The organism is Bacillus sp. RSS_NA_20 (assembly GCF_020165915.1).
Lineage (GTDB): Bacteria > Bacillota > Bacilli > Bacillales > Bacillaceae > Bacillus > Bacillus altitudinis.
Window position 1 is genome coordinate 442,139 of sequence record NZ_JAIUKW010000003.1, and the last position, 12,432, is coordinate 454,570.

General features: G+C 42.9%; 12 protein-coding genes. 7 read left to right on the forward strand and 5 right to left on the reverse strand.

Going from position 1 to position 12,432, the window contains the following annotated elements; translation table 11 throughout:
- Positions 1-28 precede the first annotated feature (28 nt).
- Positions 29-925: a GTP cyclohydrolase FolE2 gene (folE2, locus tag LCD32_RS02450; protein ID WP_224562672.1), complete on the forward strand. Its 897-nt coding sequence runs from the start codon at positions 29-31 to the stop codon at positions 923-925.
- Between the two features lie 28 nt (positions 926-953).
- On the opposite strand, the gene LCD32_RS02455 is transcribed toward folE2, so the two are convergent.
- A complete protein-coding gene (locus LCD32_RS02455; protein ID WP_041506629.1) occupies positions 954-2,846 on the reverse strand; it encodes an ABC-F family ATP-binding cassette domain-containing protein in 1,893 nt (630 codons plus the stop codon).
- Between the two features lie 133 nt (positions 2,847-2,979).
- Here LCD32_RS02455 and LCD32_RS02460 point away from each other — a divergent pair, with 133 nt between their 5' ends.
- Positions 2,980-4,053: a glycosyltransferase family 2 protein gene (locus LCD32_RS02460; protein WP_007496793.1), complete on the forward strand. Its 1,074-nt coding sequence runs from the start codon at positions 2,980-2,982 to the stop codon at positions 4,051-4,053.
- Positions 4,054-4,231: 178 nt separating this feature from the next.
- Positions 4,232-5,623: an amino acid permease gene (locus tag LCD32_RS02465; RefSeq protein WP_008344176.1), complete on the forward strand. Its 1,392-nt coding sequence runs from the start codon at positions 4,232-4,234 to the stop codon at positions 5,621-5,623.
- A 36-nt stretch (positions 5,624-5,659) separates the two neighbouring features.
- On the opposite strand, the gene LCD32_RS02470 is transcribed toward LCD32_RS02465, so the two are convergent.
- Positions 5,660-5,893, reverse strand: coding sequence for a hypothetical protein (locus LCD32_RS02470; RefSeq protein ID WP_008344178.1), 234 nt, complete (start codon positions 5,891-5,893; stop codon positions 5,660-5,662).
- Positions 5,894-5,899: 6 nt separating this feature from the next.
- Positions 5,900-6,157, reverse strand: a complete 258-nt coding sequence (locus LCD32_RS02475) for a hypothetical protein (RefSeq protein ID WP_008344180.1) — start codon at positions 6,155-6,157, stop codon at positions 5,900-5,902.
- Between the two features lie 65 nt (positions 6,158-6,222).
- On the opposite strand from LCD32_RS02475, the gene LCD32_RS02480 reads away from it, so the two are divergent.
- Positions 6,223-6,702, forward strand: a complete 480-nt coding sequence (locus tag LCD32_RS02480) for an Hsp20/alpha crystallin family protein (RefSeq protein ID WP_008344182.1) — start codon at positions 6,223-6,225, stop codon at positions 6,700-6,702.
- On the opposite strand, the gene LCD32_RS02485 is transcribed toward LCD32_RS02480, so the two are convergent.
- A complete protein-coding gene (locus tag LCD32_RS02485; RefSeq protein WP_017360415.1) occupies positions 6,683-6,910 on the reverse strand; it encodes a hypothetical protein in 228 nt (75 codons plus the stop codon). The genes LCD32_RS02480 and LCD32_RS02485 overlap by 20 nt on opposite strands.
- A gap of 82 nt (positions 6,911-6,992) precedes the next feature.
- On the opposite strand from LCD32_RS02485, the gene LCD32_RS02490 reads away from it, so the two are divergent.
- Positions 6,993-7,406 carry a hypothetical protein gene (locus tag LCD32_RS02490; RefSeq protein WP_224562676.1) on the forward strand — a complete coding sequence of 138 codons (414 nt, stop codon included), beginning with the start codon at positions 6,993-6,995 and terminating at the stop codon, positions 7,404-7,406.
- Here the strand turns inward: LCD32_RS02490 and LCD32_RS02495 are convergent.
- Positions 7,338-8,768, reverse strand: a complete 1,431-nt coding sequence (locus tag LCD32_RS02495) for an SLC13 family permease (RefSeq protein WP_060780861.1) — start codon at positions 8,766-8,768, stop codon at positions 7,338-7,340. The genes LCD32_RS02490 and LCD32_RS02495 overlap by 69 nt on opposite strands.
- A 232-nt stretch (positions 8,769-9,000) precedes the next feature.
- Between LCD32_RS02495 and LCD32_RS02500 the strand changes: the two genes are divergently transcribed.
- Positions 9,001-11,040: a penicillin-binding transpeptidase domain-containing protein gene (locus LCD32_RS02500; protein ID WP_060780860.1), complete on the forward strand. Its 2,040-nt coding sequence runs from the start codon at positions 9,001-9,003 to the stop codon at positions 11,038-11,040.
- A 144-nt stretch (positions 11,041-11,184) separates the two neighbouring features.
- A complete protein-coding gene (locus tag LCD32_RS02505; RefSeq protein ID WP_017360419.1) occupies positions 11,185-12,423 on the forward strand; it encodes an MFS transporter in 1,239 nt (412 codons plus the stop codon).
- Positions 12,424-12,432 lie beyond the last annotated feature (9 nt).

A 12,432-nucleotide genomic window follows, 5' to 3' on the forward strand; every position in this document is an offset into this window, starting at 1 on the left:
AATAATTACGTTTTAAAGGAGGTACCTTATGCGTTCATTTCCATCCAAAAAAGAACGACACGCCCAATTCGGTTCTGTCCCGCCAAGCGCTAGAACAAAACCTTGTCAAAAAGAGGACATGATAGACATCCAACAAACCGAACAGGACTTTTATTTTGATCTGGAACAGGTCGGAATTTGCCGTGTGTCGTACCCTGTACATATTTTGTCTAAAACGACTCCACAGCACCAAACCGCTTCCGCTGATTTTACGATGAGTACATATTTGCCAGCTCATCAAAAAGGCATTCATATGAGCCGTCTCACCGAGCAGCTTCACTCATTTTATGAGAGCGGAAAGCCGGTTGATGTGGATTCCTTAAAAGAATTGACAGCACAGCTTGCCAAGCATATGAATCAGCCATCTGCCTCGATTCAAGTTTCCTTTCCGTGGTACATGGAAAAAAAGAGTCCCATCAGCGGAAAGTCCGGTTTGATGCATGCAGACGTGCAATATGACATCCATTTTCATGAAGAAAACGGATGGATTTGTCATATTGGCTGCACTGCTCAGGTGACAACGTTATGTCCTTGTTCAAAAGAAATCAGTGAATACGGCGCACATAATCAGCGCGGCACTGTATCGATTCAGGTAGAGCTGTTTGAACAAGGTCAACTCCCTGATGACATGAAAGCAGATCTACTGCAGATCATCGAGTCTAATGCGAGTGCGCCTCTTTACCCTGTACTCAAAAGACCAGATGAAAAACAAGTGACAGAAGAGGCCTATGAAAACCCACGTTTTGTAGAGGATGTTGCGAGATTAATTGCGGCAGAGTTGTACGAACAAAACTGGATCAAAGGCTTTCAAATTGAGTGCCGAAATGAAGAATCCATTCATCAGCACGATGCTTATGCCAAATGTTCTTATCAAAAAAAACTGTAGAATGTCTCTACAGTTTTTTTGATAACCTTTATTTTTCATTACTTTCTAATTCTTCAATCATCATCGACAGTTCTGTCCAGCGGTCCATTGCTTGTTCTAGTTCTTCAGCGACGGCTTTTTGCTTGTCCATCAGCTCTTGAATTTTCCCAAAATCACTGCCAGCCTCAGCAATGCTGGCTTCGAGCTGCTGGTGTTTGTCCTCTAGTGCTTGTATCCGATCTTCAATCCCATCCCATTCAAGCTGGTCCTTATAGGATAGTTTTTTCCTCTTTTTCGGTGCAGCTTCTACTTGTTTTTCAGCTGGTTTTGTCTCTGTCCGCTTCTGTTCTTTTTCTTGCTCCATGTAATCGCTGTAAGCACCTTGGAAGTGTGAAATACGTCCATTCCCTTCAAACACAAGCAGACGATGGACGACTCGGTCTAAGAAATAACGATCATGCGACACGGTGATGACTACGCCTGGGAACTGCTCCAAATAATCCTCTAAAATGCTCAGTGTCTCTGTATCCAAGTCGTTCGTCGGCTCATCTAAAAAGAGAACATTCGGCTCTTCCATCAATACCTTCAATAAATACAATCTGCGGCGCTCTCCCCCTGACAGCTTGCGGATAAACGTGCGCTGCATGGATCTAGGGAATAAAAATCTCTCCAACATCTGCTCTGCTGTCACAATGACACCATCTGCCGTTTTGACAATTTCAGCTGTTTCTTTGATGTAATCAATGATATTCAGCTCTTCATTCATTTCGTTATGGTCCTGCGTGTAATAGCCAATGCGGACTGTTTGTCCAATGGTCAATTGCCCATTCGTCGGTTCGATTTTACCCGCCAGGCAATTGAGTAAAGTCGTTTTGCCCACTCCATTCGGTCCGATAAATCCGATACGATCCCCTGGCACGACTAAATCACTGAACTGATCCACAAGGGTTTGACCAGCAAATGTGATGCTGATCTCTTCTGCCTCAATCACTTGTTTTCCAAGCCGGTGAGAACCGATCGCAAAATCAAGCTCTCCCTTTGCATCAGGTCCCTTTTGATCCTTCAGCTCTTCCACTCTGCCGATACGTGCTTTTTGCTTTGTCGTTCGAGCCTTTGCTCCTCTTCTGAGCCATGCAAGCTCACGTCTAAGCAAATTTTGACGTTTCGTTTCTTTTACTTGAGCTTCTGCTTCTCGTTCCGCTCTTTTTTCTAAAAAGACTTCATAATTTCCTTTATATGTGTAAAGCTGCCCCTGATTTAATTCATAAATCCGATTGGCGACGCGGTTTAAGAAATAACGATCATGGGTCACCAGAATGACAGCCCCGCTGTATTGACTCAAGTACCCTTCCAGCCATTCAATGGTTGCGTTGTCCAGATGGTTTGTCGGCTCATCTAAAATCAGCAAACCCGCAGGCTGAATTAAATTTTTGGCGATCGCCACACGCTTTTTCTGTCCACCTGATAACGCATGAACAGATCGGCTCACATCTTTAACGCCAAGCTTTGTCAAAATCGTTTTCGCCGAAAGGTTCGCATCCCATGCGTCGTCCTGATCCATTTTATTTTGCATACGCATAAGCGCTTCTTGTTTTGCCTCGTTTTGTGGATCATGCTCTAAATCAGCCAGTGCCTTTTCATAGGCCTTCATTGTTTGAATCATTGGTGCTGTTCCTGAAAAAATATAGTCGAGAATCGTTTCATCCCCGCTCATTTCAGGATCTTGCTCGAGAAATTCGATATCAAGTGTCCCTGCCTTTGTGATGTCGCCTTCCTCAAATGATTCAAGTCCTGCAATGACTTTTAAAAGCGTTGACTTCCCTGTTCCATTCGGTCCAATTAACCCGATGCGTTCCTTTGGTTCTATATGAAAAGAGATATGATCAAACAGCGTTTTTTCGCCATAGGTTTTATATAATCCTTCTACATTCAATAAACTCATTTTATCAGCCCTTACATAGATTCTTCCTTTATTTTAAATCAGCCAGTAGCAGAAAACTAGTTTTAAAAAAACCCGCTGCTGAAAAGAATGTTTCCTTTTGATGCTCGATACACTATGAAGAGGTGATCTAAAGATGATAACCATTAGTTTATGTATGATTGTGAAAAATGAAGAGGAGGTTTTGGCTGACTGCCTATCTTCTGTTCAAGACATTGTAGATGAGATGATCATTGTTGATACAGGATCAACGGATCAAACAAAGGACATTGCTCACTCCTTTTCAGCAAAGGTGCTCGACTTTGAATGGGTCCAGCATTTTGCAAAAGCACGCAATTTCGCTTTTTCCCATGCGACAAAAGAGTATATCTTATGGCTGGATGCCGACGATGTCCTGCTTGAAGAGGACCGGCAAAAACTGCTTCAGCTCAAACAGACGCTAGATCCCGCAGTAGATGCCGTCTCGATGTTTTACCACGTTGGATTTAGCGAGGACGGTCAGGTGAATTTTAAATATAGAAGAAATCGGCTCGTCAAGCGTGCCTTGAACTTTCAGTGGTATGGGGCCGTTCATGAATTCCTTCAAGTGTATGGCAACATTTTTCCCGCTGATATCGCCGTCACCCATCAAAAGCGTAAGAAAACAACCGCCGGAGAGCCCGGACGCAATCTGCGCATTTATGAAAACATGCTTGCAAAAGGCGAAGAGATGACACCTCGTGATCTCTTTTACTTCGCCAATGAATTACGAGATCACAAGCAGCATGTGAAGGCGATTCGCTTTTATCACAAATTTTTAGCCACAAAACAATGCTGGATTGAGGATGAAATTCGCACATGCCAAAATTTAGCTGACTGCTATTATGCAGTCGGTTTTGAGGAAGCCGCCTTATCCTCCTTATTGCGATCCTTCTTATATGATCAGCCCCGTCCAGAATTTTGCTGCCGGATTGGGGATCATTTCAAAGCACAAAATAAACACAAAGCAGCGATCTATTGGTATGAGCAGGCACTGAAAGCGCCTGAAATCGAAACAGCCTTTACACTGACACAATATAAAACATGGTATCCTCACCTTCAGCTTTGCTATTGTTATTATCAGCTCGGTGATTTGGCTCAAGCGAAAACCCATCATCTTGCATCCTCAGCCCATTACCCAACACATCCGAGTGTGCTGTACAATGAAAAAATATTTGCTGAAGAAACGTAAATCTCCTGTTATCACATCCGCCTGTCAATGACGGCGGATGTCTTTTGATACACATTAGACTTTTGTGACATTTAACACTTTAGTGATTTAAAGCGTTTTTCAACCAATTGACTAAATTGTCATTTACGCATATACTAACATTCGTCTTACGAAAAGATTTATCCATTAGGAGGTCAACATGAGTTCTTTATTTAGAAAAAAGTCTCTCGATCAGCTCATGCTTGAAAGTCAAACGAAGCGGCTGAGCCGTTCTTTGAATACATTTGATTTAATCTTGCTTGGCATTGGCTGTGTGGTCGGGACTGGAATTTTTGTGATAACGGGGGTTGCGGCTGCGAAAGATGCGGGACCTGCGATTATTATATCTTTTATTTTGGCTGCGATCGCATGCGCCCTTGCTGCTTTTTGCTACGCTGAATTTTCCTCGTCCATTCCAGTGTCAGGAAGTGTCTATACGTATTCTTACGCAACACTTGGAGAATTCCTCGCCTTTTTAATGGGCTGGGATTTAATGCTTGAATATGTTGTTGCGCTCTCTGCTGTGGCAAGCGGATGGTCATCCTATTTTCAATCACTGCTCAGTGGATTTGGTCTGCACATACCGAAGGCTTTATCGGCTGCACCCGGAGCCGCTGATGGGGCCATCTTTAACCTGCCAGGCGCACTCATTATTTTACTCATTACCTTTATTGTCTCAAGAGGCGTAAAAGAGAGCACGAAGCTGAATAACATCATTGTGCTCATCAAAATTGCCATTGTCCTCCTCTTTATCATTTCAGGCTTTGCTTACGTTAAACCTGAAAATTGGACACCTTTTATGCCAATGGGCTTCCATGGCGTGATTGCAGGAGCGGCAACTGTCTTTTTTGCTTACCTTGGATTTGATGCAATCGCTAATGCATCAGAAGAAGTCAAAAACCCGCAAAAAGCGATGCCAATCGGAATTATTGGCGCGCTCGGCGTTTGTACGATTTTATACATCGGGGTTTCATTTGTCTTAACCGGCATGGTTCACTATACGAAACTGAATGTCAGTGACCCTGTCGCTTTTGCTTTACAAGTGGTTGGACTGAATAGTGTCGCTGGTATTATATCGGCAGGTGCTATTATTGGGATTACGACCGTGTTAATTGCACTTGTCTACGCTCAGGTTCGTTTAACCTTTGCCATGAGCCGAGATGGACTCATGCCAAAAATCTTTTCAAACGTTCATCCAAAATCGAAGACACCGGTTGCCAACACTTGGCTGACAGGCGCTGTTGCGGCATGTATCGTTGGTTTCGTCAACTTATCAACACTTGCTAATTTAGTCAGCATCGGTACACTTGCGGCCTTTACGGTGATCTCGATCGCTGTGATCATACTCCGGAAAAAACATCCGAATATGAAAACAGCGTTTAAAGTACCCTTTGTTCCTGTTCTTCCCATCATTAGTGCGGTCATTTGTATGATCTTGGCTGCCACACTGAAATGGGAGACATGGCGAGCCTTCCTCATCTGGGTAGCCATTGGTGTCGTTGTGTATTTTACCTACGCAAGACGCAAAAGCCATCTGAATCAAACACAATAGAAAAGAGACACGGGGAATCCCGGTCTCTTTTTTTGTTTAAATCACACTGTTTTTCACTGAATTCGAGTCCACCATATCTGGATCGAGTACGCTTGAAATCGGAATGACAAGCGGTGAACAATCTCCATTGTCCTCACCAAAACCTTGGTTCAATTTCATCGAGAGAAAATAATCGATCTGCTGATAAGGTCCTAGCGTCAGTGATGCCCCCCGATCCATTGCATTGATTTTAAAAGCACCGACATTGACGACTGAGGGTGAGAATAACATCACACATCACTTCCTTGGAATAGGTTTAGCTGCTGGCGAAAAAGAGGCAGGTGAGTCCACTTGATCTCGATCATCTACATGGCTCTTTGTTCCGACAAAACCGCTGGCATCTCCAAAATTCTGTCCGTACCCCTGATTTTTTTTATCTGAGTTTTGCCACTCTGCTAACAAATTTTGTCCGACATTCACCGCCGACGCATTTTCAAAGGAATTAATTTTTAACATGAAAATATTAATATTGATATACGGAGTTGGTTGAACCACAGATAAACCTCCTTTTTATAGGTATATGCGAGCACCCATCAAGTATGTTAACAGGAGGTCTTCACATGGACTTCGAAAAAATGAAGCAGTGGATGGACATTGCCCAGCAAATGCATGGAGATGATTTTTGGAAAATGATATTCGATGATGAGCAAAGATCTCCCTTTATGGCAAATGGTCCGTCTCCATTTACATTCTCGCAGCAAGATCAGCGAGGAACAGATGCATCGTTTCCACCAGTCGACATTGTGGAAACCCCTACTGAATTTCAGTACTTAATTTATTTGCCTGGCTACCGGAAGGAAGATGTTCAGGTGCTGTCATATGGTGAATATTTAGTTGTAAAAGGACAGCGTTTTTCCTTTTTTAACGAACAGGATTTTCGCCAAAAACAAGGAAAGTATGGTCCGTTTGAAAGAAAAATTCGGCTCCCAGATATGATTCTTGGTCAAATGAATGCGGCCTTTAAAGACGGCGTGCTATACATTCGCCTGCAAAAGGATGAAGGAAAAGCAACTGCGATTATCATAGATGACGAATATTAATACTGACTGCGTCTATTAGATCACGATCATCAATCGTTTCAATTGGCAAGATCGTGATCACGCCATCGGCATTTTGTTCACCAAAACCATTGTTTCTTTTGATCGTCGAGCAGTGATTTCGTACGATCGTCGAACCGAATGTCATCGAGGACCCTGTACCAATCGTATTCGTCTTCATATGGGTAATCTGAATGCGTGTAGGCAGCATGCCCTTCTCCCCTTTCATGTATCTCTATAAGTATATACTGGGTAGCTTTTCCATAGACTAGAGCAAGGCGAAAGAAAAGGTTGTGGTCCATTTGAAACATTTCATTCAATCACTCTTTAAAAAAACTGAATCCAGTCCATCCCCATCTGTCGTCGAGCTGGAAAAAAGACTCACCGCTCTTGAGCAAAAAATGTCTGCACCTGCTCCGCCTGTCTCGGAGGATACGCACATTCATATTGAATCACTGCATGTGGACAAAATTGACTACCATTTAGAGTTTGGTGAGCTTTCCATTGATCAGCTTAAAGGCAGACTCAACATTGGAGCCACCTATTACACGCCAAAGGACCCGCACCTCAAAAAGGCAGCTTCAGTACCGAAGCCAAAAGAAACAAAAACACCAAAAGTCTCCATTCGATCAAAGTCTTCATCTCAGAACGACCGGAAGCCAAAAATAAACCGCAAGCACAATCGCTACAATACTGATCACATTTAACCAAAAGCCAGCCTTGACCATATCAGATATTTTCAGCACGTCCGCACTAAAGACAGCCGCATTTGGCGGTGTGGAGATTGGCAGCATAAATGCACATGAAGATGCTAACGCAGCCGCAGCCATTAAGCCGTACGGCTCCATGCCAATTGCAAGTCCAAGCCCTACTGTAATCGGAATGATCATGTTCGCAACTGCTGTATTAGACATAATTTCGGTCATAAATAAAATTGAAGCCGTTAAAATAATCAGCAGCATGAGGTAAGACAGCCCATTTAAATGCTGTAAATTTTCCCCGATCCATCCTGTTAGATTCGTTTCCGCAAATCCTGTAGCGAGCGAAAGCCCGCCTCCAAACAAAAGCAAAAGCCCCCATGGCAGCTGTTTCATATCCTGCCATTCTAGTATTCTCTCTCCATTTGTCGCTGGAATGAGAAATAACAGCATCGCCCCAAAGATTGCGATCGACGTATCCGAGACAGGAAGCCCGCCAAACAAAAAGATTTTAAAGATCCATAAAAAAGCCGTCATAAGAAAAATAGCAAAAACCCATTTTTCTTCTTGTTTCATTTTGCCTAAATCCTCTAAACCCTTCCGTATAAACACTGCTCCCATTTCCCCTGTGTGCTCTACCTTGAATTGTATCTTGGTCAAATACAGAAATAAGAGAATGAGCAGAACAGCCGCCACCGGAAAACCAAACAAAAACCATTCAAAAAACATAATTTCTCGATCTAACAGCTTTTTTGACATCGCCGCAAAAACAGCATTTGGCACAGACCCAACGAGTGTCGCCAGTCCGCCAATAGAGGCTGAATAAGCGACCGATAATAGGATGCTTTTACTGAATCGGTCAAGAGATGCACCAGACAAAATATCGTTCGCCTTCACCTCTTTAATCACAGCCAGTGCCACAGGCAGCATCATCAGTGCTGTGGCTGCATTCGAAATCCACATAGATAGAAAAGCCGTTGCTATCATAACCCCTAATACAATGCGGTCACTTCTTGTGCCAATGATGTTTAAAATATGTAAAGCCATTCTTCTATGTAAATTCCATTTTTCAATGGCAATGGCAATCATAAATCCACCCATGTACATAAAAACAATCGGATCTCCATAAGCTCTTGATGTTTGCTCCATCGATAGCCCACCAAGTGTTGGCAAAAGGATGATGGGCAATAAAGAGGTCGCCGGTATAGGCAAAGCTTCTGTGACCCACCATGTCGCAGTCCATGCTGTAATGCCAAGTACCACTCTCGCTGCATAGGTCAATTCACTTTCTGGAATGAGCAAAAAAATAGGCAAAAAGAAGATCGGTCCAAGAACAAGTCCAGTTAGATTCACTTTTTTATAAACGATCACAATTCCCCCTTCATGAAAACGCTTTTAAAATTTTTCTAATTTTTCACATTCGATGATCACATAAAAAATCCTTTAAATCATAAGAAAAAATGAAGATATCCTTAAGCAGCAGCTGTGTCTTGCTTCATATTTCCACTTCATGTCTTGGTCTATTTTCATAGGAGAAACTATACAAATCCTACACAGTAACTGTAAACTATAGAGGATCTAATCAAAAATTGAGGTGTTTTCATTGTATACAGATCAACGAAAATCATTTTGGAAACAGAAAAAAGTCATCATTCCCCTTCTTAGCATCATCGTGATTGCTGCTGCTCTCTTTTTCTTAAAAGATTCGCTTTTCTCAAAAGAAAAAGAGGCGCTGAAAGCCGCTGAATCCTTTACGAAACATCTGGAGAAAAAAGAATTCACGAAACTGGCAGATGAGGTCACAAGTGGCTCTCTGAAAGCCAGTGACTTTTCTAAAAAACAACTTGCCGAAAAATACGATAAGATCTTTAGCGGCATTGGTGCAAGTGATCTAAACGTCTCAAACGTCAACGTAGAAAAACAGGACAAAGGAAATGGGTATCAATTCACCTATGAAGTCACGATGAAAACGTCACTTGGAAAACTGAACAAACTCTCTTACAAGGGCGTTCTCTCCGAAGAGGATAACGAGTGGAAAGTAGACTGGAAACCAAATCTCATCTTCCCGCAAATGGAAACGGGTGACACCATCAAAGTGACAACGGATCCTGCGGTACGCGGAAATATTGTAGATCGAAAAGGGCGCACGTTAGCCGAAACAACTGGTGGACACGCACTTGGCATCATCCCTGGAAAACTCGGGACAGGCACGGAAAAAGAAAGCAACATCAAAAAAATCAGCAGCGCTTTTGATATAGATGAAGAGCTGATTCAAAATCAGCTGAAACAAGCATGGGTTACAGATGACACATTTGTCCCGCTAAAGTCTATGTTAGAGCAAAAGCCGATTCCAAAAGACATAAATGGCGTCACCTATCAAACGAAGGAAATGCGCTACTATCCATATAACGAAGCCGCTGCTCATCTGACAGGCTATGTGGGAAAAGCAAATGCGGATGATATCAAAAGAAATCCAGCTTTAAAGGCGGATCAAATCATCGGCAAAACCGGCCTTGAATTCACATTTGACAAGAACTTAAGAGGACAAGATGGCGGAAGCATCCTCATTATCCATGATGAAACAGGTATTGAAGAAACATTACAAAAAACAGACCGAAAAGACGGAAAAACAGTCAAGCTGACCATTGATGCATCTTTACAGAAAAAAGCCTATCAACAGCTGAAAGGTGAAAAAGGGGCTGTCACCATTATGAACCCATCATCAGGTGATTTATTAGCGCTTGTTAGCACCCCTTCTTACGATGTCAATTTAATGACCAACGGGATCACGCCTAAACAATATCAAGCATACAGTGAAAATCCCGATCTTCCATTCCAAGCTCGATATGCGAGCAGATATGCACCAGGATCTACATTCAAAACCATTACAGCAGCGATTGGACTGGAAACAGGTGTCACAAAACCTAATAAAGTACGCACCATTCATGGACTGAAATGGCAGAAGGATCAATCTTGGGGAAATTATCGCATTACACGGGTACATGACAAAGAACAAGTCAATATGGTCGATGCCCTCGTGTACTCAGATAATATTTATTTTGGACAGGAAGCCCTTGAAATCGGCAAAGATACTTACGAGAAAAAAGTGAAAACATTTGGATTTGGTGATGATTTAAACATGCCGTTTACAATGAAACCGGCACAAGTGTCTAACGACGGAATCAAATCAGACATCTTACTTGCCGACTCAGCATATGGCCAAGGAGAATTACTCATGTCACCAATTGAACAAGTACATGCCTATTCTCCATTTGCAACAGGAGGAAAGCTTGTGTACCCTCGAGTCATTCAGGATGAAAAAACAGCATCACCAAAACAGATCATCAAAGAAGATACAGCAAATACGGTGAAGGACGCACTCACTCAAGTCGTCACCAATTCAAACGGAACCGCTCACTCGTTGCAAATAAAAGGGGCTGATATAGCCGCTAAAACGGGAACAGCGGAACTAAAGAGCAAACAAGGTGCGACAGACGGTACTGAAAATGGATTTTTACTTGCGTTTAATCCTAAAAAAGAAGATTATGTCCTCGTCGGCATGATTGAAGGTGTGAAAAACCGTGGAGGCAGTGGACTTGTCATTCAAAAAATGAAGCCTGTCATCGCTTCTTTCTATAAATAACCCTTTAGAGACACATGCTCCATCAAGCGCATGTGTCTCTTTTTTTCTAAATCATGACAATTTGCTATTGTTTTATAGTTCACCTTATGAATAAAATGAGGAGAATGAAAAAAGAAACAAGTTGAATGAAAGGAGGAAGTCTCATTGGCTATTGCTGCTCAAACAAAGGATAAACCTCAAAAAGCGGTCACCGGTTCAACGGTTTATCCTATTTTATTGATTATTGGTATTTGCCATATGCTCAACGACACATTGCAAGCTGTGATTCCTGCCATGTTCCCTATTTTAGAACGCTCAATGGGGCTGACCTTTACTCAATTAGGGCTAATCGCCTTTACATTAAATATGGTCTCCTCCGTCATGCAGCCTGCGATCGGGTGGTACACAGATAAACGGCCGATGCCCTATGCACTGCCTATTGCATTATTTTCAAGTGCTGTCGGCATTTTCGGCCTTGCGTTTGCGCCATCATTTGCGACCATCCTACTGTGCGTCGTCTTTATTGGACTCGGCTCTGCGATTTTCCATCCAGAGGGCTCACGGGTTGCCAACATGGCAGCTGGTCCTAGACGGGGTCTTGCTCAATCCATCTATCAAGTCGGCGGAAATACAGGTCAAGCCTTTGCTCCACTAATCGCTGCATTCATGCTCGTCCCTCTCGGTCAGCCAGGTGTGGCTTGGTTTACGATTGTTGGAATGATTGCTGTCGGTTTCCTTCTTTATATTTCGAGATGGTACGCAAGAAAGCTTCAAACCATTCGAGCACAAGCGAAAAAAGCGCCTGCAAAAGCAGCAAGATCTGAACTTCACCGCAAGTCAGCGCTCACAGCACTTGGCATTATCGTCTTTCTTATTTTCGCGCGTTCTTGGTATGGAAATGCGATCTCGAATTTCTATGCGTTTTATGCGATTGAGCAATATGGTTTGACGATTAAAGAATCACAAACTTATATTTTCTTATTTCTTATATTGGGTGCGATTGGGACATTTTTAGGCGGGCCGCTTGCAGACCGCTTCGGCAAGAAAACCGTCATTTTAATTTCTTTATTGGCATCCTTTCCGCTTGCCCTACTTCTCCCATTTGCCGGACCGGTTGTTGCTTATGTTTTACTTGGACTCATTGGGATCATTCTGACCTCAAGCTTCTCTGTCACCGTGGTCTATGCCCAAGAACTATTTCCCGGGAAAATTGGCACAATGTCTGGTTTAACTGTTGGACTTGCGTTTGGTATGGGAGCGATTGGATCCGTTGCCCTCGGCTCATTAATTGATGCAGTCGGTTTAACGCCTACCATGATCGGTGTCGCCTTTTTACCGATATTAGGCATCCTAGCCTTCTTACTGCCAAGCGATCAGACCATAGCGAAATGGAATGAATCATAAAAGGTAAAA